Source organism: Shuttleworthella sp. MSX8B, assembly GCF_000524295.1.
Taxonomy (GTDB): Bacteria; Bacillota; Clostridia; order Lachnospirales; family Lachnospiraceae; genus Shuttleworthia; species Shuttleworthia satelles.
In genome coordinates this window covers 53,239-73,647 of the sequence record NZ_JAQT01000022.1, presented here as the reverse complement: position 1 = coordinate 73,647, position 20,409 = coordinate 53,239, and the positions used below count along the sequence as shown (strand labels likewise).

Here is a 20,409-nt window from a genome sequence, read left to right as displayed (position 1 = left end):
CCTCCTTCCGTCAGCGTCTGCTCTGACTCTTATTGATCGCCTCCCAGAGACCGACAAGATAGGCAGCTCCTAAAGCCCGATCGTAGAGACCGTAACCCGGCATGGCCTTCTCTCCCCAGATCATGCGGCCATGATCCGGTCGAATAGGACCATCAAATCCGATATCATACAAAGCCTTCATGATTTCATACATGTCGAAGCTGCCATCCTCAGACAGGTGCGCCGCCTCTTCGAAGTCGGTCGGGCTGTTGAACTTAAGGTTTCTCACGTGGGCAAAATGAATCCGTCCCTTCAGAGAGCGGATGATATCGGGAAGGTCATTTTCCAGATTCGTTCCCAGAGATCCGGTGCAGAGCGTCACCCCATTGTGGACGTCATCCACCATCTCCATCAGGCGAAGGAGGTTCTTCTTGTTGGTGATAATGCGGGGAAGCCCGAAGACAGACCAGGCGGGATCATCCGGATGGATCGCCATCTTAATGTCATACTTGTTGCAGACCGGCATAATTCTCTCGAGAAAATATTTGAGATTGTCAAAGAGCTTGTCATCGTCAATCTCATACTCCCTGTAGAGGGCAAACATCTCCCTGACATGCTCCATGCGCTCAGGTTCCCAGCCTGGCATCACGGAACCATTCATATCTCCGGAGATGGATTCGAACATCTTCTCAGGATCCAGAGCGTCAACGGCCTCCTGTGTGTAGGCCAGGACTGTAGAAGCGTCTGCCCTCTCCCTGGCCAGCTCCGTTCTTGTCCAGTCAAAGACGGGCATGAAATTATAGCAGACCAGGTGGATGTCCTCCCTGCCCAGATTCTCAAGACTTGCAATGTAGTTGTCGATCAGCCGATCTCTGTTTGGCGTTCCAAGCTTGATTTCCTCGTGAACATTGACAGACTCAATTCCGGCGACGTGAAGCCCCGCGGCCTCTACCTCCTCCTTCATGGATCGAATCGCCTCCCGGGTCCAGACCTCCCCCGGCTGTGTGTCATAGAGCGTCGTAATAAGACCTGTCACATAGCGAATCTGGCGGATCTGTTCCAGGCTGACGGTATCAAAACTGGAGCCATACCAGCGCATCGTCATTTCCATATCCTGCTTCCTCCTTGTTATGAATATATGTTCTAGTTCTCATTATATCGGCCAGATGGATTTGATACATTACAGTGCTTGTTGCTGTCTTTGCAAATCTTGTGATTCGTGCTAGGATATCATCTGTAGTCTCCCGCGGGCAGGCGGCCTCATATTGCGATCGCTTCGCTCAGATCGGTCATCAGGCCCGTCTCTTTTCTCCCCTCTCAAGGGGAACGATAGGAACCAGCATTGAAAGAGCCACTCCATTCTCCCTTTGTCAACAGACAGTACATGCAGTCCAGAGATTTTGAGATCTTCTATTACAATGACTGCAATCTGAAATCCGTCAGTAACCACTCGCACTCCTATTATGAGTTTTATTTCTTCCTGGGCGGCAGTGTCAGCATGCACGTCGACGGAGTCGATTATCCTCTGACCAAGGGAGACGTCATCCTGATTCCTCCCAATGTCAGACATCATCTGATCAACCATGCCCCGTCCCTTCCCTATCAGCGCTTTATCTTCTGGATCAGCCGCAATTTCTGCAATGAACTGATGCAAATTTCTCAGGACTACGGCTATGTCATGCAGCAGGTCATCGTCAGCAGGCGCTATGTCTATCACTATGACGTCCTCTCCTTTAATACCCTGCAGGGCAAAATATACGCTCTTTTGGACGAGATCCACAGCAACCGTTTCGGCCGGTCCGCCAGGATCTCTCTCTGCGTCCATGACCTTGTCCTGCATTTAAACCGCTCGATCTATGAGATCGAGCACCCCCGCCAGGAGCAGGAGGTCTTCTCTCTCTACGAGAATATCGTCTCTTTTATTGACCGGCACTTGGAGCAAAACCTGTCTCTTGACGATATCGCAAATAATTTCTTTGTCAGCAAGTACCATATCGCCCATATTTTCAAGGACCATCTGGGGCTCTCCATCCATCAGTACATTCTAAAGCGCCGCCTGGCCATGGTCTGCGACTCGATCGCCTCCAATATGAATATCTCTGACGCCTATCAGCGCTGCGGTTTTAATGACTACTCCTCCTTCTTTCGCGCTTTCAAAAAGGAGTACGGAATCAGTCCCAAGGAGTATAAGGAGAGCTATGCCTTCCCCAAAGAAAACCCGTCCTAGATACAGGGCACGGGAAGATAAACAACGTGCTTTATCCTGTCACTTTGTCTTATTTTTCCCTCGCTATCGCTTATCCTTATCTTTTTCCACAGCTTAAAAAAGAGCCTCCGACAGGTGTCGAAGACTCTTATATTCCGGTCGTCCTTTATGCGTCAAGCGCCTCTAACCTCGCCTCCAGATCCTCCAGAGGCCCCTGCCCCGGATCCAGATCGGCAAGCATGTTGTAGAGCAGCTTATAGAGCGCCAGAAGCTCCTCGCGCTTGATGTGAAAGCACTCGCGCATATGAACGGGGACAGACAGGGCCCGCTCCCGGAGCTCCATCCCGCTCTCTGTCACTGTGACAATCAGTGATCTCTCATCCTCCTTGGACCTGGCGCGATCAATATAGCCCTTGCCCTCAAGCTTCTTGAGTACCGGCGTCAATGTGCCGGAATCCAGATAGAGAACCTGGCCAAGCTCCTTCACCGTCACCTTCTGCTTCTCCCACATAACCATCATTGTAATGTACTGTGTGTAGGTCAGCTGCAGCGGGTCTAAGAAAGGTTTGTATTTGCGCACAATCTCCTTGGAAACCGCGTACAGGGGGAAACAGAGCTGGTTCTCCAGTTTGAGTGCGTCATACTTATCGCTCATGCCAATCATCCTCCAAAGCCTAATCTATTTACAATGGAACACACGCTAGGCGGACATCTCATTATCATGAATGTAGGCAACCGCCGCGAGCGCTGCCACAGCGCCGTCGCTTGCCGCGGTCGTGAGCTGGCGCACGGTCTTGGTTCGCGTGTCACCCGCGGCGAAAATTCCATCAACATTGGTCTTGCAATCCTCACCGGCGACAATATAACCGCCCTTGTCAAGACCGACAACGTTAGAGAATATCATATTCTCCGGCGCCTGTCCAATTGCCACAAAGAGCCCATTGACTTTAATGATCCTCTTTTCTCCAGTGATCTTATCAGTCACTTCAAGGGCCTCCAGGCGATCCTGTCCGAGGAGGGCCGTAATATTGGCATTGAGGACAAATTCAACATTCTCCCTGGCCCGCAGCTTCTCGACCCGAACAGGCTCGCCGCGGAACTGATCTCTTCTGTGAATCACATAGACCTTCTCAACGATATTGGAGAGGAATTCCGCGTCCTCCAGGGCCGTATTCCCACCCCCGTTGACCGCTACGATTTTCTTGCGATAAAACATTCCATCGCAGGTCGCGCAGTAGGAAATCCCTCTGCCGATCCATTCCTTCTCATGCGCTAAGCCAAGCGGCCTGTTTTTAGCGCCGGTCGCCAGGATGATCGTCCTCGACGCAATGCGGTCTCCGTCCTCTAAAACCGCAATCTTATGATCGCCGGCATCCTCGATAGAGGCGACTCTGGCCTGGCGATACTCCACTCCCAGATCAATGGCCTGCTGATAGAGGCCCATGGCAAAGTCGAAACCGGAAGTATGCGCAATACCGGGATAATTCTCGATATCGGGAGTATTAATAATCTGTCCCCCAAAGGTGTTGGCCTCAAGAATCAACACGCTCTTGTTCTGGCGAACTCCGTAGATCCCCGCGGACAATCCCGCGGTACCGGCGCCTACAACTAAAATATCATACATATCGCACCTCATTTCCGACTGGCAAAGGCTCTGCAAAAGATACTCTCTTAAAAAAACTCTCCTTACTTAAGCAAGTCCAAAAGCTGAGCCTTCGGAACAACACCGACAGACTTCTTATAGACCTGTCCGTCTTTAAAGACGATCACGGTCGGAATCGACATCACATTGTATTTCTCTGCAATGTCCATCTCCTCATCAACATTGAGCTTGCCCACCTTGTATGAGCCGTCTGACTCCTCGGCGATCTCAGAGACGACCGGGCCAAGCATCCTGCAGGGGCCACACCAGGAAGCCCAGAAGTCAACCATTACCGGCACATCACTCTTTAATACTTCGCTCTCGAAATTAGCTGTGGTAACTTTTAACTCAGACATATGATCCTCCTATCATCCTGATACCAGCTTCCCTCACACGACAGTCATTGAAATTCATCTGTTATGGAAGCTTTTTGCATTGAAGTTCTCTTGAAGCGCTTCTGACTTTTGTCAAAACAAATTGTACACAACTAAATATCGCCTGTCAACACCCTGAACGATTTTTTTACGCGCCTCTGCCAGGGCCCCCATTCCTTTGGCGTAAATTCAGAATCCGGCTCCGCTACTGTCAAGGCCTTTTTCCCGAACATATCCAGATCCCTTCCTATCATTTGATCGAAAAAACCGACTGCAAATCGCATAAAAAAGACTGCGGATTATATAAAAAGAACTGCCGGGGCTGAGCCCTCTCACAGGTCAGCGCCGGCAGTCGATTTTATTCGAATGATTTCTCGGGTCCACTCTGCTTTGTACAGATTCTTCCATCTCCCATTTCAGCAGTTTTCCCACATGACTGATTCTCGCGTCTGTGGGTTTCTATGCCCCTGCCAGAGCCTCGACCAGCTCTGCCATCTTCTCTCGGCTCTCCTCATTTAAGGTGGAGCGAATGGTTACCTGCGGTTCGATGAACTCAATATTCTTCCAGCCTTCCATAATCTTCTTCATAGTGCGGGCGGCTGTAGGTCCCCAGGAACCATTCTCCATAATGGCGATCTTGCGGCCCTGGAAGGCCTTGTTTGCCAGGTGATGGAGAAAATCCTGCATGGGAGGATAGACCTGGGCATCATAAGAGGAGGCCGCCAGAAGCATGCGATCGAAGCGGAAGGCCTGGGCCACCGCCTCAGAAACATCCACCTTGGTCAAATCCATCAGTTTTATCTCAATGCCCTTGGACGCGAGCGCCTTTTCGGCCTCCCTGGCAGCCGCCAGCGTATGTCCGTAAATTGACGCGACGGGAATAAATACCCCCTTCTTCTCAGGAGCGTAGGAGGACCAGGTCTGATACAGCCCCAGATATCGGTCCAGATTCTCGGTCAACTGAGGCCCGTGCAATCCGCAGATCTTCTTGATTTCAAGACCGGACAGCTTCTTGAGCAGGGTCTGCACCTGGGGACCATATTTGCCGACAATGTTGAAGTAGTAGCGTCTGGCCTCTGTCACCCAATCGTCCTCGACGTCGCCGCAACCAAACTTGCCGAAGGCATCCGCAGAAAAGAGCACCTGATCGGTCATATCATAAGTCATCATAACCTCGGGCCAGTGCACCATAGGGGCAAAGAAAAATTGCAGCTTGTGGTCCCCCAGGTCCAGGATGTCCTTATCCTGCACCATCAGCTTCCGATCAATGGACAGGTCCAGCTGGGGAAAGAAGGCATGGATCATGTTGAAGGTCTTATTGTTCCCGACAACCTTCACATTGGGATACTTGTCCAGGGCGACCGCCAAAGAGCCGGAATGGTCAGGCTCCATATGCTGCACAATCAGATAATCCAGCGGGCGGCCGGCCAGAGCTTTCTCCAGGTTATCAAGCCACTCCCGTGTCTTCCTCTCATCCACAGAATCCATTACAGCTGTCTTCTGACCATCAATCAAATAGGAGTTATAGGACATGCCCGCCGACAGTGGGTACTGATTCTCAAACATCTTTAAATCTCTGTCGTGGGTTCCAATAAACCTGATACTCATCTTTTTTCCTCCATAGATTCCTTTCGTCGGAATAGATTATAGCATAAAAACAGGAATCATCTCTCTGCGGCAGAAATGATTCCCGAAATTGATACTCCTGGTACAGCTGATCACTGATCCTGTTTTTCAGAAAGAGGCAGGATCAGATGATATTCAAGGCATCTGACGCTGCATCTGGCGCTGGTCCTTATTTATCCTGCTTTTTTGCGGGCATAGACAGATCCAGCTTGCCCAAAATTTCCTTTAAGGTATTGGCGGAATTCTGCAGATTGGTCAGTTCCTCATAGCTTAAGTCAATATGCACCTTGGTCTCTACGCCGGAGGATGTGACAACAGCCGGCATGGACAGGTAAATGTCGCTGATCCCATACTCTCCCTCCATCAGGGAGGAAACGGGCAGAATCGACTTCTCGTCCTTTAAGATGACCTCGGCAATCCGGCGAACCGCGGACGCGACGCCATAATAAGTAGCATGCTTCTTCTCGATGATCTCATAGGCTGAGTTCTTCACGTCGTCCGCGATCTTCTTCATGGAAGACTCATGCTGAAAATGTCCGCGGATCTCACAGAACTGGTTTACATTCACGCCCGATACATCGGCGGAGGACCAGGCCACAATCTCTGAATCTCCGTGCTCGCCAATGACATAGGCGTGAACATTTCTCGCGTCCACATCCAGATGCTCGCCCAGCATATACTTAAGGCGGGCGGAATCAAGAACAGTTCCTGACCCGATGACGCGCTCCTTTGAGAAGCCGGAGAGTTTCCATGCCACATAGGTCAGAATATCAACCGGGTTCGATACAATCATCAGAATGCCGCCAAAACCGCTGTCTCTGATCTGGGGAATGATGGACTTGAAAATCCCTACATTCTTATTGACCAGGTCAAGGCGGGATTCTCCGGGTTTCTGGGCGGCGCCTGCCGTCACAATCACAAGGGCGGCATCCTTGATATCCCTGTAGTCTCCCGCATAGATATGCTGGGTTGTAGAGAAGGGAATGGCGTGGCTGATATCCATGGCCTCCCCCTCTGCCCGATTCTGATCGGCATCAATCAAGACGATTTCTGAGGCGATGCCGGACTGCATGATGGCGTAAACGCTGGTAGATCCAACAAATCCGCATCCGACCATGGCAATCTTACGGGGATTAATATTGGCATTTTCCAAAATATTGGACATTGTATTCACACTTTCTCTGCAAAAAGGGAGTTACAGTTTCTCTACCGTAACCCCCTTCTGATTCACCGATCAGATTCTAACACAAATCCACCAGCTTTGGGGAATTCAAAGAATCAATTGTTAAAGACACGGCTTATCTCTTAACCTTAAACGCCCCCATCTTGGGATAGATCGCGGAATCTCCAAGATCCTCTTCAATCCGAAGAAGCTGGTTGTACTTGGCGACACGCTCGGAACGGCTGGGAGCGCCCGTCTTGATCTGGCAGGTATTCATGGCAACAGCCAGGTCGGCGATTGTCGTATCCTCAGTCTCACCGGACCTGTGGGAGGTAATTGCGGCGTAACCTGCCTCATGGGCCATCTTGATCGCCTCAAGGGTCTCTGAGATAGAGCCGATCTGGTTAAGCTTGATCAGGATCGCATTGGCGACGCCCATATCAATACCCTTCTTCAGGCGCTCTGTATTGGTGACAAAGAGATCATCGCCTACCAGCTGCACCTTGTCGCCAAGACGAGCTGTCATGCGCTGCCAGCCCTCCCAGTCTTCCTCATCGAGACCGTCCTCAATGGAAATAATGGGATATTTTTCAACCAGCTTGGCCCAGTGCTCAATCAGCTCATCAGACGTAAACTTGGTTCCAGCCTTGGGAAGGATGTACTCTCCCTTTTTGGATCCCTTCCACTCAGAAGAAGCGGCGTCCATGGCAATCATGAAATCCCTGCCGGGCTCATATCCAGCGATCTTAACGGCCTCCAGGATCGCTTCAATGGCCTCCTCGTCAGACTTGAGGTCGGGGGCAAAACCGCCCTCATCTCCGACGGAGGTAGCGAGTCCCTTGCCCTTTAACTCACTGGCCAGAGCATGAAATACCTCGGCGCACCAGCGCAGCGCCTCTTTAAAGGTGGGAGCTCCGACAGGCATGATCATGAATTCCTGCGCGTCAATGGTATTGGCTGCGTGAGCGCCGCCGTTGATGATATTCATCATGGGAACAGGAAGACGATTTCCGTAGATCCCGCCCAGGAAACGGTAGAGGGGAATCTCAAGAGACTGGGCGGCCGCCTTGGCGGACGCAATCGAGACAGCCAGGATGGCATTGGCTCCCAGCTTGCTCTTATCCTTTGTCCCATCCGCCTCAATCATAGCGCGGTCTACCGCGTAAATATCCGACGCGTCCAACCCCTGCAGGACATCATTGATGCAGGTATTGATATTCTCAACTGCCTTGGTCACTCCCTTGCCCAGATAGCGGTTCTTATCGCCGTCACGAAGTTCAAGCGCCTCGAACTCGCCGGTGGAAGCGCCGGAGGGAGCCGTGCCGCGGCCAACGGTTCCGTCTACAAGAGTCACCTCTGCCTCGACGGTCGGATTCCCTCTGGAGTCCAGAATCTCACGACCCACAACCTTCTCAATCTGAAGATACTCGTTCATTGCATTTTCCTCCATGCCGTTAGTCTTTACTTACAACTGCGATTCTATCACAGACAACCGCCTCCGTAAACCGAATTCGTCCCTCTTGCCGGGTTCTGCTCTTGTTCCTCTTACCAGGGTTCTGCTCCTGAAATCGAATCTGCTCATGCCGCAGGGTTTCGATCCCAAAAAGCCCTGTAAATCAGACTCTTCCTTACCATGAATCTCCCGCGTCAAATACCCAGCTTCTCAGCCTCTTCGTTGAGGAAGTTCACAACGGGATCAACCGGAAGATTATGCACCTTACAGGCCTCCTCCAGGGTCTCCATACGGGAAACGGAACAGGATGTACAGTGCATTCCCAGTCCCAGCAACACCTCACTCATATCCGGGCTGTCCGCCAGAATATCTCCCAGAAGCGTATCCTTGTCCCACATTGCCTCGTCACCTCCTTCCGGTCTGCGCTTGTCCTACGCCTATAAGCATAGTCTATTTCAGATTGCTTTCTGTTGTAATCACAACGTTTTTGTAGTAGTTATAGGTATATAGTTTAGAAAACAAACAATAACATAGGAGACAAGATCATGGTCAAATATGAAGAATATCTTCCTGTACTCAAAAAATCGAATCTCTTTCTGGGCGTATCCGAAAATGAGATTCACCATATGATGTCCTGCATGAATCCGCAGAAACGCTCCTATGAGAAGAACGAAACCATTCTCCGGGCAGGGGAACAAATCCATAGCTTTGGTCTGCTCCTGAGCGGAACCGCTCTCATTGAGAAGGAAGATTTCTGGGGCAATGTCGCCGTCATGTCCGCCCTCTCCTCCGGCTCCATGTTCGCCGAAGTCTATGCGGCTCTGTCCCAGATTCCGACCGATGTCACCGTCATCGCCACCTCTCACTGCGAAATCATGTTCTTCGATCTCTCCGCCTTCACAAGTCTCTGCGGGGAATCCTGCAGCTACCACAGCCGCATTATCCAGAATGTCATGACCTCGATTGCCCGGAGGACCCTTCAGCTGAATCAGAAAATCGACTGCATCTCTAAGAGAACCATTCGCGATAAGCTCATGGCCTACTTATCCTCTGAGAGCATGCGCCAGCACAACAACACTTTCGACATCCCCTATAACCGCCAGCAGCTGGCGGACTATCTCTTTGTCGATCGCTCCGCCCTCTCCAATGAAATCAGCAAACTGACCAGGGAGGGACTGATCCGAAGCCAGCGGAACCATTTTGAAATCCTCAGAGAAATCTGAGCCCCCTCAACTGGCGGCTGACGATGCCATTTGGCAGTCATTGACGCCATTCCCCATCAAAAGGCCTGATGCCGCACGATCTCGTACTCGTCATTGCTCTGATAGTAGGGACAAGATCTTGTGTTCCCCTGTAAAAAGCGCACCATATCATCCTCATCCAGGTTCAGATCACAGATATAGCACTCCTCTTCATCGTCCCAGAGATAATTATTGCAGAGTTCACACAGGTCCATTTTGCCTCCGCTCAGTGCAGAAACAGGCCCAGGAGGCCATAGCTGACAGCTGACATGATGACTGTCGCAATGGCGACCCCAACCAGTTCCGCAATGACAGCCTTCTTGATATCCATCTCCAGAAGCGCCGCAATCAATGATCCGGTCCAGGCGCCGGTGCCCGGCAGAGGAATTCCGACAAAGAGGGCAAGCCCCCAGAACTCCGCGCTGGAAACCTGGCCGGACTTTTTCATGGCCCTGGCCTCCAGCTTCTCGACCAGCCGTCCCATCCCCTTGAATTTCTTCATCCATAGGAAAATCCTTCGAATAAAGAGCAGGATAAAGGGAATCGGAATGATATTCCCGATAATACAGATCGGAATCGCTGTCAGGAGGGGAATCTTTAAGAGACTTGAGGCCAGCAGTCCCCCGCGCAGCTCCAGAAGGGGAACCATCGATATGATAAAGACAACCGCCTCTTTTGATATGTGCTGTCCCAGTGTCAATGTAAACCAGCTGACAAGCGCCTCCATAAAATTTTCCTCTTCTCTCATCTAAAAGACCGAATGTTCTCTAAGCGCGCATCCGAAGATCCTGATCATTAATCCGCAGATACCGATTCAGAATCAGTGATTCGTCAGGCAGCGATTAAGACCAGTAATCCGCCAGACAGCAATCCAAGATCAGCAATCCGAATTCAGTGATCCGCCAGATAGTGATCCAGGAAGCGGATCATGTCCTGCATCTGCTGATCCGTTCCAATGCTGATGCGCAGGTAGTTATCAATTTTTGGCAGCGCAAAGTGCCTGACCAGGATCCCGGCCTCCTTTAACGCGTGAAATATCTCTATGGCCGGCAGCCGTCCATGTCTGGCGAAAATAAAGTTTGTCCTGGAGTCAGGAAAGTAAAATCCCAGCCTCCGAAGCTCCTTTTTTGTCCATTCCCGGCTGGCAACGACCCTGGCCAGCTGCGCCTGAAAGTAGTCCTCATCCTCTATCGAAGCGGCTCCCAGCTCCTGCGTGATTCGGTCCATGGTATAGGAGTTGAAGGAATTTCTGACATCCCAGAGCGCGCAAATCAACTCGGGATTGCCCATGGCAAAGCCGATACGGCTTCCCGCCAGAGCCCGGGACTTGGAGAAGGTCTGCACCACGAGCAGGTTGTCGTAGCGATCAATCAGAGGCAGGAGGCTGACCGCGCCAAAATCCACATAGGCCTCGTCAATAATGACAACCGCGTTCGGATTTGCCCTGATGATCTGCTCTAGTTTCTCCTGGCCCGCGTCAATGCCGGTGGGAGCATTGGGGTTTGGAATGATAATGCCCCCATTCTCTCCCTCGTAGTCCTCAGAATGAATCTCGAAGTGATCATCCAGGGGGATTTTACGATAGGGAATATCAAATGTCTCTGCCCAGACATCATAGAAAGAATAGCTGATATCCGGGAAGAGAAGAGGGCGATTCGAATGGAAAAAAGTCATGAAGGACATAGCCAGAACATCGTCAGAGCCCACGCCGACAAAAACTTCTTCTCTTCTCAGGTCATATCTTCTGGCAATAGCATCCACCAGCAGTGTGGCCGAGGGATCCGGATACCGGTTCAATTCCTCCGCGTCATAGCCGCGCAGAATCCGCTCGACCGCCGGGGCCGGCGGATAGGGATTCTCATTGGTGTTCAGCTTGATCATATCCTTTAATTCGGGCTGTTCTCCCGGAATATAAGGCCTGACCCTGCGAATATTATCCTTCCACCCGTACATATATGCCCTCCCTTGAGAACTCTCCCAGCCAGGAGCGCGGGAACAGTACGATCCGCTGACTCTTTTACATCAGTCGCATCGGCTCCCAGCCAGGAGTGCGGGAACAGCCCCCGGCTCTTATTCGTGATCCGTATTGACCGCCTGTTCGTGCTCTTCGACCTTAGCCGCGTCTGCCAGGGCGGCCGCGTACTTGTTCTGCGCCTCTTTCAAGGCAGACAGGTTATATACATCCTTTTTTTGCGCCGCGGACAGGGCCTGATAGGCATCTGTCGCCGCCTTGGCTGCCGCTGGTCCGGAACCGGCCTTGCTGATCTTGTTGATTACCGCCTGAACTGCGCTGTCAGTGCAGGAAGTCTCTGTCCCGGGCAAATTATAGACGATAACCGGCATGCCGACAGAGACATTGGCGAATACGCTTCCAGCGACAGATGGGGGGAGATTGACGCAGCCGTGGGATCCGTTGGTCAGATAATTCTTGCCCCCATAATTGGACTTCCAGGGAGCGTCATGGAGTCCGATACCACCATCAAACGGCATCCAGTACTTCACCGGACTGGCATAGGAGGAACCGTCGTCATTTCTCCCGCGAAGCGTTCGGTTGGCCTCATGGCTCTTAACCCGAAAGATCCCCACATTGGTCTGATGATGGTTGACAGGCTTGCCTGTTGTCACCGCCGTATCCACTACCTTCCTGCCATCCTTGTAGACAAAAAGGTGCTGGGCAGTCAGATTAACCTCAACATAGCTGGACCCGATATCATCGCCGGCACCGCCTGCCGCCTTCTGAGAGAAGTTCAGATCGCGGGTCAGGTCCCTGCCGTCTGTCAGGTTTCCCTTGAGGGCATTGAACTCAGCTTCCTGGTCCACCTTCCTCCCATAGTCCCCGGAGGAAATATTGACGACCGCCCCATAGGAAGAACGAAAGCTGCGGTTCTTGCCAACCGTATCGTATTTACCTGCCAGTTCCCCGACATATGCCCTGATCGCCTCATCATGCACGACCATATTGGCATTCTCATCGATCCCGATCCACGAGATGATTTTCTCCTGCGGAACCGTCTCCTGGTCTCCTCCGATCTTCAGAGTGATCTTCATCTGGGCGATCTGATTCATTTTCCCGATGAGCTCTTTCAGTCTGCTGTCATCCGCTTTGAGCGTCGGCTGTACCGCATAGTCAGCCAGAGAGATTTCCTCCTGTAAATTGACAATCGCGTCCGCCAGGGCATCCTTGAACCGATCGGTGTCAATGTTATTGCCGTATACTTCCTCCTGAACAAGGTAAGATTTCTGCTGCTGATCATAGACCAGGTCGGCATTCTTCGTCTGCACCAGGTCTGTCCGGCTGACCTCCGGAAGAGCGTCAACCAGGGCATTTAACTTATCTCGATTGAGCTTCCAACCGCTTGTCTTTTGTTCCAGCTTATCCCCGAGAAGATACCTTGGCCAGAGAAAGGCCTGCTGGTTTGCCAGTAAACGGCTCATATCACCTGGCTGAAGGTTGCTGGACAGATCGACCATATCCGGCGTGATCACCTGTTCGGTGGCCCCGTCAGCAGTCTTAATGACCATGTGATAGGCCTTCTCTCTGTCTGCAAGAAGATCTGCCATCTGCTGCGCCGTCTTGCCGAAAGAATCGATCCCATTAACCCTGCTGTTGGGAACAAAATGACTTCTAAAGAAGATTCCGACTCCCAGATAAGCGGCTGCCAGAAGGCCCACACAGGAAGCGGCGATCAAAAGCTTCTTAGGACCCCGCTTCTTCTTCTGTTCTTCCTCCATACTCTGCTCCCTGTCTTTTTAAACAAAATCGGACTCATTATAGCACAATCCCTGATATCTATCTCCGGCTCAGTCAATTCGCCCTCAGACTGCATCTGTCAATCTGCCTGCACGCTTCATCATTCAATCCGCCCTCGCGCTGCATCTGTCAATCCGCCCTCGCGCTGTCTCTGATTTCTCTCAGCTCCTCACTTGTAAAATGATAGGCCCGGCCACAGAACTGGCATTTGACCTCAATCGTCTTTCCCTCATCGATCATCTCCCGCAGCTCCCTGTTGGACAGGGAAATCAGAGTCCGCTCTACCTTGTCTCTGCAGCAGTCACAGCGAAATGCGGCGGGCAGCGTCCCCATCATCTCAGGTTCAAGGCCAGCCAGAGCCTGATCCAGCATATCCTCCGGCCGTCTGCCCGAAGCAAGCATCTCTGTGACGTCCGGAATGCGTGACAGATTTTGCTCCAGAAGATCAATCACCGCATCCTCCGTATTGGGCATGAGCTGTAGAATAAAGCCCCCCGCCGCGAGGATATTCTCATCCCTTCCCACCAGAACGCCCAGGCCTGCCGCGGAGGGAACCTGCTCAGATGCCGCGAAATAATAGGTCAGGTCCTCAGCGATTTCTCCGGTCTGGATGTCGACCGTTCCGACATAAGGCTCCTTGAGTCCCAGGTCCTTGATGACGCGAAGGATTCCCCCTCCTACCGCGCTTCCCACATCCAGGTGGCCGTCGGTCCTGGCCGGCAGATAGACATCTGTGTTGCCGACAAAGCCCTTGGCGTGTCCCCTGGAATCCGCTGTCACGGTGATATTTCCCAGAGGGCCGTCAGCAAGGAATTGCAGAGTCAGCTCATCGTCCTCTCCCTTCATCATGGCCCCCATCATGAGAGCCGCGGACAGGCTTCTGCCCAGAGCCGCGCTTGCGATCGGACTTGTTTTATGTCTCTCATGCGCCGTCTGAACCAATTCCCTCGAGCGAATGGCAAAGGCCCGGATCTGATCCCCGGCCGCCGTTCCCCTGACAATGTAATCTTTCATTTCCATCTCCTGAACGATGCAGTGTCTTTTGATCCGGCCTTGGCAATCTCCCTGGCCACAAAGTAATAGCGCTGGGTCCGGTCTGAAATCTCCCCCATGGTCTCCGCGTCCAGAACCTTCTCAAAGGCCAGACCGGACTCCTTTATCAGGCAAATGACCCTGTCAACCGGATAGGTCCTGGTCACATGCTCCTCATGACGGCGAAAGTATGCCCTCTCTTCTCTCCCCTCTCCTGTGGCGTCTCTTTTCTCCTCAGTGCCCTGCTCTTTGCCTGATGACGATTCCACCGACGACTCCACTGCCAGTTCCCCCGCGTCCTCGCGGATGAACATCTCCAGATCATAGTGATTGATCCGACGGGTCTCGTCGAATTCATTTTGCCAGATGAAGGCCCCGATATCCCTGCAATCGGCAATCGTTCTCTCTCCCATCTTTCGATAGGCCGCTTCCGAGACAAGATCAAATATGAAAACCCCTCCCGGGTCCAGGTAGTTGTTGACCAGGCACAAAACCGTCAGCAGATCCTCCTCCGTCAACAGATAATTCATAGCGTCGCAGACAGCGTAAATCCCCGCCATCGTACCATAGAGCTCAAAGGACCGCATATCCTGACACAGGTAGAGGATCTGCGCGGAGTCCGTCTTCTCTTCCGAGTCGGCTGCCGATTCCCTGGATAAAAGGCGGCGTATCTGCTTCTCCTGGGCAATCTGCAGCATGTCCGTCGACCGGTCAATCCCGGTCATGTCATAGCCGCTGGCCGCCATTCGCTCGGTCATATTGCCGGTGCCGCAGCCGAGTTCAGCGACAAGACCGGATCGAATCCCATACTCCTTAAAAATAGACAGCAGATGATCTCTCCACCGATCATAGGGTACGTCATCCATAAAGCGGTCATATATTTCTGCAAAGCTCTCATAACAGGCCATGCGTCTTCTCCTCTTTTTCGGGTCTCGTCAAATATCTTAGCATTGATCTGTGTTATACTGAATGCGCGTTTGACTGTCCATCCCGGGGATGTATTTTCAGGGAATAGAGCCCCTTCTTGTCCCCGATTTTTCAACAAAACAGGTAATTTTCATGAAATACAGGTTCCGGAGCCCTTTCCGCTGGCTCAGAAAGCCCAATGTCCACGCGCCTATGACCGACACCGAGGGCGGCACCAATGTCTCCGAGCGCTTTCATCACTATATTTCCCGCTCCATCGCGGGCTTCTACAGACGACGCGTGCTTTCCCCCGCTATTTATCTGCTGATTCTGCTGGGGCTTTTCGCGCTGTCTCCGGCCCGCTCTATGCTCTATCCCATGCAGGTGGAAGGATCCTTTGATCTGGCGGAGCTCTACCAAAATCAAACTCACTACGTGCATCTCACCCTGTCCAATCTCTACTTCACCGGCTATACCCGTCAGATGTTCGGCCTGACAACCGGATACTACTACTATACGGTCATGGATCAGAAGAGCTATATTGTCCTTCTCCGGCCGGATACATCCTCCCAGGGCCTGCCCCAGATTGATCAGGTCGAAGTCTTCGCCAAAATTATCAAAAACCCCGCCTCCCTTGACCGGATCAAGGTTCATCTGACGGAAGATTTGGGAGAGCACGCCGGTCTGGCTGGCGCCCTCTCCCCCTATATGGTCTCTGAGGCCGATGCCCGCGGTATCCTGCACCGGCTCCTGCTGATTTTTATCTGGCTGACAGGCATTTACGCCGGCATCAGTCTCCTTTTAGACCTCCTGTACATCTTCTTTCCCAAGCTGTCCGCCCCCGTGCGTCGGCTGGGAGCCTACGGCGATCCATGGAAGCTGCTGGACCAGGCGGAAGAAGAACTCGCGACCATGCCCCAGCTGGCCACCGAGGATATTTTTATCACAGAGCATTTCTTTATCGAAACATCTGTCTACGGCGTCGCCATTGTCCCTATCTCAGAGATCAAATGGGTCTATAAGTACTCTACCCTACACCGGATTCTCTGGCACCACTTCAGCATCTCATACACCCTCTATATCATGACAACCCATCGGCAGGCAATTCACTGCCCCAAGAATGCCAAGTCTGATATTGACGGAGTGATCGATTACCTGTCTGAGGCCAACCATGACATCCTGGTCGGCTTCACGGAGCGCAATCGCCTGCGCATGCAGTGGTATCTGCGCAAGCTTCCTCTGAGCGATCTCATCCCCTTCCTGCGCAGCCGCCCCGGTCATCGTCAGAAGATAGAAGCGATCAAGAAGCGGGAAAAGATATCCAAAGAAGATGAGCAGAGCTGACTGAAGTCATCGACCGGCAAGATGAAGATGCAGCGCCTTACTGTTCCTGTGAGTTTATCTTGCTCCCGTGCTCTTGCATCCAATCCCACAGGTCCTCATAGACCTGCTCACGATCTGTCTCATTTAAGATCTCATGCCGGTCATTCTCATAGAGCTTCATCCGCAGATCACAAAAGCCGGCCGCCGCGTATTGCCCTCTGACACGCTCAACTCCCTTGCCTAAATCGCCCACCGGGTCCTCGGCTCCGGAGACCAAAAGGAGGGGCAGATCCCTGCGTATCTTTGCGAGATGCTCCGGCCGATTGTCATAATAGCAGGCCTCCATAAGCCCCCGATAAGCGCCCAGACTGAAGAGATAGGTGCACTTGGGATCGGCGTAGTACTTTTTCACAATCTCCTGGTCCTTGGTCAGCCAGGAATTTCCGGTATCCCTTCCGCTTAAGTCATAGCGCTGATAAGGCCCCGAGAAGCTAAGCTTTTGAACCAACGAGCTGCGATAGTTCCAGCCCCTAAAGGCGGCGATCAGCTTGAGAACAGCCAGGCCAAAGCGCAGAGAGGAATCCGGCAGAGAACCGGTTCCCATGACAATTGCCCCATCCAATCCATCCAAATCCCCTGCTTTCTTCCCCAGAAACATGCGGACCAAATAGCTCCCCATGGAATGTCCCAGAAGAAAGAAAGGCGAACCGGGCCATTTCTCCTTCCCCAACTGATAGTTTCGGAAGATATCCTCAACCATGATATCGGCCGGGTGCTCGGGCGACATGATCCCCCATTCCTCAGGCCCTCTCACAGACTCCCCATGGCCGATATGATCGTGGCCGAAGACGGCGATTCCCCGCTCATTTAACCAGAGGGCAAAGGGCTCGTATCGCTCGATATACTCCTGCATTCCGTGAACAATCTGCAGGACTCCTCTGACCTTCCCTGAGTCGGGAACCCAGCGCACTGCGTGAATTTCAGAGTGTCTGTCTTTGGATTCAAATGTATAGCTTTCTCTCATCTTTTCCTCCCCTTCGATTGCAGATCTTAGATCTGCTTCCTTAAATTCTAACAGCTTCCATAGCATCTCTAATATTATCTCTAACAGCCCCTTCTTTCCAGCTGACCCTTCACAGGGAAGACTGGCTGTACCGGAGTCCGTCAGTCGCTTTCCGGCTCGATTTCCCGGATCACAAGCTGCAGACTCTTTCTGCCGCGGTAGAAATTGATCTGTGGCTCATAGACCATGCGAACCGCAAGGTCCCTTCGAATTCCATGGCAGAATTCCTCCCAGGAGCCCTGTCCATAGGCCTCTTCCACCGCTGTCGCAAATGCCCTCGCGTCGCCGAAATAGACTCCTTCCACTTCTGATGACCCTTCTCGCAGAGAAAATTTCAGGAATTGTCCCTCCCTCCCCATGGTTCGAAGAGAGCGAACCAAAACATTTCGAACCGCAAAGAGGGGCTTTGGATTCCCGTTTCCGAAGGGCTCCAGCCGCTTTAACTCCTCTACTAACGGAATCGTGATGTAATGCAGGGGCATAGGGACATCAATGTGGATCTTCGGCAGCAGGTCATCCTCTGTCAGTGTGCAATTCGCGTTGAGCGCTCTGCGCAGGGAATCGATCTTGTCCCGCCGCAGACTGAGACCGGCCGCCATGGGATGCCCGCCGAATTGGACCATCAAATCCTTACATCGGCTCATCTCTTCGAACATGGAGTAGGGGGGAATGGACCGGCCGCTCCCCTTGACCAGACCCTCTGCGCTGGCGTCCGTCAGGACGAAGCAGGGACGCCAGAGACTCTCCTTCACCTTGCCGGCCACAAGCCCCGCGATGCTCTCATGCAGCTTGGGCAGGTAAATGACCAGAACCGGGTCTTTTGCGTAGCCCCCTTCTTTGATCTGGGCAAAGGCATCCTCCAGGCCCCTGGCTGTCATGGCCTTGCGAGTCTCGTTCAAGGCTGCCAGGTCCTCTGCCAAAACCCAAGCCTTTTCTGGCTCTTTCTCCTCTAAGAGCCGTGTACTCTTTTCTGCCGTTTCCAACCGCCCGGCGGCATTGAGACAGGGCCCCAGGATGAAGCCGATATGATAGGCGGACAGGTGGTCGGGATCAATCTCTCTGACGCGCATCAGGGCGGCCATCCCCGGATTGGAGGTCTTTCGCAGGCGCTCTAATCCCAGGGAGACGATAGTCCGGTTTTCATCCACCAGGGGCATGACATCGCCGACTGTCGCAAAGGCCGCGTTTTCCAGAAAATCCATGGCGAGAGTCACAGAGACGCCCCGCTTCTCATAGAGGACAAAGACCAGCTTCCAGGCCACGACCGCCCCGCAGATTTCCTTGAAGGGATAGGGGCAATCCGCCTGCTTAGGATTGACAATCGCGTCCGCCGGGGGCAGCCTGTCAAGTCTTTTCCCATCGACCATGGCAAAGGGAACCTCATGGTGATCCGTGACAATCACCATCATCCCCAGGTCTTTGGCACGAGCAATTGCCTCCTTTGCCGCAATGCCATTGTCACAGGTAATGATCAGAGAAGCGCCGGATTCGTGGGCATCTTCCACCAGATGTAAATTGAGCCCGTAGCCGTCCTCGATCCGCTTGGGCAGGACATAATCCACATCGGCCTGGCAGGTCAGAAGCGCCTGGTGGAGGATATAAGTCGACTGGATTCCGTCGATATCGTAGTCACCGATAATGCGGATCTTCTTTCCCGCATCGATGGCTTCAGACAGCAGGTCAGCTGCCCTGTCCACATCCTTGAGATCATGGGGATTTCGGATCTGATCCAGGGAGGGATGCAAATAGGCGTCAAAATCTTCTTCCGCGACGCCCCGGTTGACCATAACCCGGGCCGTCACCTGGTCAATTCCGTTGGCCCTGGCCAGAGCCTTAAAATCTGCCTTTTTATTGGTCAAAAGCCATTTGCTCATCTGTCTTTCCCTTGTGCTAATTTATTGTCATGAATAAGAAAAGCCGACCCACTGGCTCTCCCGGGTCGGCCTTATGTTTCATCCATTTCCTTATCCCAACATCTCAATGATTCTCAAGGCAAGGAAACAAATCACCAAAACACTTCTATTGTTGTGAATCAAAGGGTCAGAGAGGGAGCGACATAAGCTCTTGCCAGAAGTTCCTGATTCAGCTCATAGAGCCCCTTGGGATCGTGGCCGAAGAGACTGAACTTCTTGATCAGATCGTCAGCATTCTTCTCCTCTTCTCCCTGTTCCTTGACGAACCAGTCATAGAACTGCATGGTGCGATAATCATGCTTCTCGTGAGCCGCCCCATAGATCTGATTAATCCGACCTGTAATGTAACACTCATGTTCCATCGCATAGTGCAGAGGATCCTCAGGGCTTTTGTATTCCTTAACGGGCATCTCGATATTGCTGAAATGAATCTTCTCCCCATTGTTGAGCAGGTAGGTTCGCATGAGCATAGCGTGATCACGTTCCTCCTGCGCCTGCACCTGATACCAGTTGGCGAAACCGTCAAGCCCCTGATCTTCATAGTAGTTGGCGAAATCCAGATAGAGGTAGGCGGATACGAACTCCGCATTGATCTGATCGTTGATCATCTCTGCAATCTTTGCATCTAACATATATTGCCTCCTTATCAAAAACCAGTCCTGATTATAGTTGATTTCGAAAAAATATAGTAGTCCCTAGCTCATATCATCACTCTGACCCTGTCACTGCCGATCACGG

20 protein-coding genes are annotated in these 20,409 nt (G+C 52.3%); 3 read left to right on the top strand and 17 right to left on the bottom strand.

Going from position 1 to position 20,409, the window contains the following annotated elements:
* Positions 1 to 10 precede the first annotated feature (10 nt).
* Positions 11 to 1,090, bottom strand: coding sequence for a mannonate dehydratase (uxuA, locus tag HMPREF1508_RS06025; protein ID WP_044960337.1), 1,080 nt, complete (start codon positions 1,088 to 1,090; stop codon positions 11 to 13).
* A gap of 273 nt (positions 1,091 to 1,363) precedes the next feature.
* Between uxuA and HMPREF1508_RS06020 the strand changes: the two genes are divergently transcribed.
* Positions 1,364 to 2,206, top strand: a complete 843-nt coding sequence (locus HMPREF1508_RS06020; protein ID WP_242834513.1) for a helix-turn-helix transcriptional regulator — start codon at positions 1,364 to 1,366, stop codon at positions 2,204 to 2,206.
* A 145-nt stretch (positions 2,207 to 2,351) separates the two neighbouring features.
* Here the strand turns inward: HMPREF1508_RS06020 and HMPREF1508_RS06015 are convergent, their stop codons facing one another.
* The 7 genes from HMPREF1508_RS06015 to HMPREF1508_RS05985 all read right to left on the bottom strand — a co-directional run bounded on the left by HMPREF1508_RS06015 (position 2,352) and on the right by HMPREF1508_RS05985 (position 8,840).
* On the bottom strand, positions 2,352 to 2,840 hold the full coding sequence (locus tag HMPREF1508_RS06015; RefSeq protein WP_044960332.1) for a MarR family winged helix-turn-helix transcriptional regulator: 489 nt from the start codon (positions 2,838 to 2,840) through the stop codon (positions 2,352 to 2,354).
* 45 nt (positions 2,841 to 2,885) lie between these two features.
* Entirely contained in the window at positions 2,886 to 3,809 is a 924-nt protein-coding gene (locus tag HMPREF1508_RS06010; RefSeq protein ID WP_044960328.1) for an NAD(P)/FAD-dependent oxidoreductase, read from the bottom strand.
* A 62-nt stretch (positions 3,810 to 3,871) separates the two neighbouring features.
* Positions 3,872 to 4,183 carry a thioredoxin gene (gene trxA / locus HMPREF1508_RS06005; RefSeq protein WP_044960326.1) on the bottom strand — a complete coding sequence of 104 codons (312 nt, stop codon included), beginning with the start codon at positions 4,181 to 4,183 and terminating at the stop codon, positions 3,872 to 3,874.
* 477 nt (positions 4,184 to 4,660) lie between these two features.
* The gene (locus HMPREF1508_RS06000; RefSeq protein WP_044960324.1) at positions 4,661 to 5,809 is read right to left on the bottom strand and encodes an FprA family A-type flavoprotein; all 1,149 of its coding nucleotides are present in this window, start codon (positions 5,807 to 5,809) and stop codon (positions 4,661 to 4,663) included.
* 187 nt (positions 5,810 to 5,996) lie between these two features.
* Entirely contained in the window at positions 5,997 to 6,992 is a 996-nt protein-coding gene (locus tag HMPREF1508_RS05995; protein ID WP_044960321.1) for an L-lactate dehydrogenase, read from the bottom strand.
* Between the two features lie 133 nt (positions 6,993 to 7,125).
* A complete protein-coding gene (eno, locus tag HMPREF1508_RS05990) occupies positions 7,126 to 8,424 on the bottom strand; it encodes a phosphopyruvate hydratase (RefSeq protein WP_044960319.1) in 1,299 nt (432 codons plus the stop codon).
* 212 nt (positions 8,425 to 8,636) lie between these two features.
* Complete coding sequence (locus HMPREF1508_RS05985; protein WP_006906380.1) at positions 8,637 to 8,840, bottom strand: DUF1858 domain-containing protein; 204 nt, start codon at positions 8,838 to 8,840, stop codon at positions 8,637 to 8,639.
* A gap of 147 nt (positions 8,841 to 8,987) precedes the next feature.
* Here HMPREF1508_RS05985 and HMPREF1508_RS05980 point away from each other — a divergent pair, with 147 nt between their 5' ends.
* Positions 8,988 to 9,665: a Crp/Fnr family transcriptional regulator gene (locus HMPREF1508_RS05980; RefSeq protein ID WP_006906382.1), complete on the top strand. Its 678-nt coding sequence runs from the start codon at positions 8,988 to 8,990 to the stop codon at positions 9,663 to 9,665.
* Between the two features lie 56 nt (positions 9,666 to 9,721).
* On the opposite strand, the gene HMPREF1508_RS10380 is transcribed toward HMPREF1508_RS05980, so the two are convergent.
* The 6 genes from HMPREF1508_RS10380 to HMPREF1508_RS05955 form a co-directional block, all read right to left on the bottom strand.
* On the bottom strand, positions 9,722 to 9,898 hold the full coding sequence (locus HMPREF1508_RS10380) for a DUF6472 family protein (RefSeq protein WP_006906383.1): 177 nt from the start codon (positions 9,896 to 9,898) through the stop codon (positions 9,722 to 9,724).
* Positions 9,899 to 9,909: 11 nt separating this feature from the next.
* On the bottom strand, positions 9,910 to 10,410 hold the full coding sequence (locus HMPREF1508_RS05975) for a COG2426 family protein (RefSeq protein ID WP_044960316.1): 501 nt from the start codon (positions 10,408 to 10,410) through the stop codon (positions 9,910 to 9,912).
* A 164-nt stretch (positions 10,411 to 10,574) separates the two neighbouring features.
* Entirely contained in the window at positions 10,575 to 11,636 is a 1,062-nt protein-coding gene (gene hisC, locus HMPREF1508_RS05970) for a histidinol-phosphate transaminase (RefSeq protein ID WP_044960315.1), read from the bottom strand.
* 117 nt (positions 11,637 to 11,753) lie between these two features.
* Positions 11,754 to 13,415 carry a L,D-transpeptidase family protein gene (locus HMPREF1508_RS05965; protein WP_044960313.1) on the bottom strand — a complete coding sequence of 554 codons (1,662 nt, stop codon included), beginning with the start codon at positions 13,413 to 13,415 and terminating at the stop codon, positions 11,754 to 11,756.
* A gap of 148 nt (positions 13,416 to 13,563) precedes the next feature.
* Positions 13,564 to 14,448 carry an Hsp33 family molecular chaperone HslO gene (gene hslO / locus HMPREF1508_RS05960; RefSeq protein WP_044960311.1) on the bottom strand — a complete coding sequence of 295 codons (885 nt, stop codon included), beginning with the start codon at positions 14,446 to 14,448 and terminating at the stop codon, positions 13,564 to 13,566.
* The gene (locus HMPREF1508_RS05955) at positions 14,445 to 15,374 is read right to left on the bottom strand and encodes a class I SAM-dependent DNA methyltransferase (RefSeq protein WP_044960309.1); all 930 of its coding nucleotides are present in this window, start codon (positions 15,372 to 15,374) and stop codon (positions 14,445 to 14,447) included. The genes hslO and HMPREF1508_RS05955 overlap by 4 nt, the downstream gene beginning before the upstream one ends.
* A gap of 151 nt (positions 15,375 to 15,525) precedes the next feature.
* Here HMPREF1508_RS05955 and HMPREF1508_RS05950 point away from each other — a divergent pair, with 151 nt between their 5' ends.
* Complete coding sequence (locus HMPREF1508_RS05950) at positions 15,526 to 16,716, top strand: DUF6709 family protein (protein ID WP_242834512.1); 1,191 nt, start codon at positions 15,526 to 15,528, stop codon at positions 16,714 to 16,716.
* A 37-nt stretch (positions 16,717 to 16,753) separates the two neighbouring features.
* On the opposite strand, the gene HMPREF1508_RS05945 is transcribed toward HMPREF1508_RS05950, so the two are convergent.
* The 3 genes from HMPREF1508_RS05945 to HMPREF1508_RS05935 form a co-directional block, all read right to left on the bottom strand.
* The gene (locus HMPREF1508_RS05945) at positions 16,754 to 17,719 is read right to left on the bottom strand and encodes an alpha/beta fold hydrolase (protein WP_044960307.1); all 966 of its coding nucleotides are present in this window, start codon (positions 17,717 to 17,719) and stop codon (positions 16,754 to 16,756) included.
* Positions 17,720 to 17,859: 140 nt separating this feature from the next.
* Complete coding sequence (gene recJ / locus HMPREF1508_RS05940; protein WP_044960305.1) at positions 17,860 to 19,632, bottom strand: single-stranded-DNA-specific exonuclease RecJ; 1,773 nt, start codon at positions 19,630 to 19,632, stop codon at positions 17,860 to 17,862.
* 158 nt (positions 19,633 to 19,790) lie between these two features.
* Entirely contained in the window at positions 19,791 to 20,303 is a 513-nt protein-coding gene (locus tag HMPREF1508_RS05935) for a ferritin (RefSeq protein ID WP_006906394.1), read from the bottom strand.
* Positions 20,304 to 20,409 lie beyond the last annotated feature (106 nt).

Bases quoted from the DNA above. Each gene is read 5' to 3' on its own strand.
- HMPREF1508_RS06000 (WP_044960324.1), bottom strand. From the start codon at position 5,809: ATGAGTATCAGGTTTATTGGAACCCACGACAGAGATTTAAAGATGTTT.
- HMPREF1508_RS06010 (WP_044960328.1), bottom strand. From the start codon at position 3,809: ATGTATGATATTTTAGTTGTAGGCGCCGGTACCGCGGGATTGTCCGCG.
- recJ (WP_044960305.1), bottom strand. From the start codon at position 19,632: ATGAGCAAATGGCTTTTGACCAATAAAAAGGCAGATTTTAAGGCTCTG.
- uxuA (WP_044960337.1), bottom strand. From the start codon at position 1,090: ATGGAAATGACGATGCGCTGGTATGGCTCCAGTTTTGATACCGTCAGC.
- HMPREF1508_RS06015 (WP_044960332.1), bottom strand. From the start codon at position 2,840: ATGAGCGATAAGTATGACGCACTCAAACTGGAGAACCAGCTCTGTTTC.
- HMPREF1508_RS05975 (WP_044960316.1), bottom strand. From the start codon at position 10,410: ATGGAGGCGCTTGTCAGCTGGTTTACATTGACACTGGGACAGCACATA.
- HMPREF1508_RS05955 (WP_044960309.1), bottom strand. From the start codon at position 15,374: ATGGCCTGTTATGAGAGCTTTGCAGAAATATATGACCGCTTTATGGAT.
- hslO (WP_044960311.1), bottom strand. From the start codon at position 14,448: ATGAAAGATTACATTGTCAGGGGAACGGCGGCCGGGGATCAGATCCGG.
- HMPREF1508_RS05935 (WP_006906394.1), bottom strand. From the start codon at position 20,303: ATGTTAGATGCAAAGATTGCAGAGATGATCAACGATCAGATCAATGCG.
- hisC (WP_044960315.1), bottom strand. From the start codon at position 11,636: ATGTACGGGTGGAAGGATAATATTCGCAGGGTCAGGCCTTATATTCCG.
- HMPREF1508_RS10380 (WP_006906383.1), bottom strand. From the start codon at position 9,898: ATGGACCTGTGTGAACTCTGCAATAATTATCTCTGGGACGATGAAGAG.
- trxA (WP_044960326.1), bottom strand. From the start codon at position 4,183: ATGTCTGAGTTAAAAGTTACCACAGCTAATTTCGAGAGCGAAGTATTA.
- HMPREF1508_RS05980 (WP_006906382.1), top strand. From the start codon at position 8,988: ATGGTCAAATATGAAGAATATCTTCCTGTACTCAAAAAATCGAATCTC.
- HMPREF1508_RS05995 (WP_044960321.1), bottom strand. From the start codon at position 6,992: ATGTCCAATATTTTGGAAAATGCCAATATTAATCCCCGTAAGATTGCC.
- HMPREF1508_RS05985 (WP_006906380.1), bottom strand. From the start codon at position 8,840: ATGTGGGACAAGGATACGCTTCTGGGAGATATTCTGGCGGACAGCCCG.
- eno (WP_044960319.1), bottom strand. From the start codon at position 8,424: ATGAACGAGTATCTTCAGATTGAGAAGGTTGTGGGTCGTGAGATTCTG.
- HMPREF1508_RS05950 (WP_242834512.1), top strand. From the start codon at position 15,526: ATGAAATACAGGTTCCGGAGCCCTTTCCGCTGGCTCAGAAAGCCCAAT.
- HMPREF1508_RS05965 (WP_044960313.1), bottom strand. From the start codon at position 13,415: ATGGAGGAAGAACAGAAGAAGAAGCGGGGTCCTAAGAAGCTTTTGATC.
- HMPREF1508_RS05945 (WP_044960307.1), bottom strand. From the start codon at position 17,719: ATGAGAGAAAGCTATACATTTGAATCCAAAGACAGACACTCTGAAATT.
- HMPREF1508_RS06020 (WP_242834513.1), top strand. From the start codon at position 1,364: ATGCAGTCCAGAGATTTTGAGATCTTCTATTACAATGACTGCAATCTG.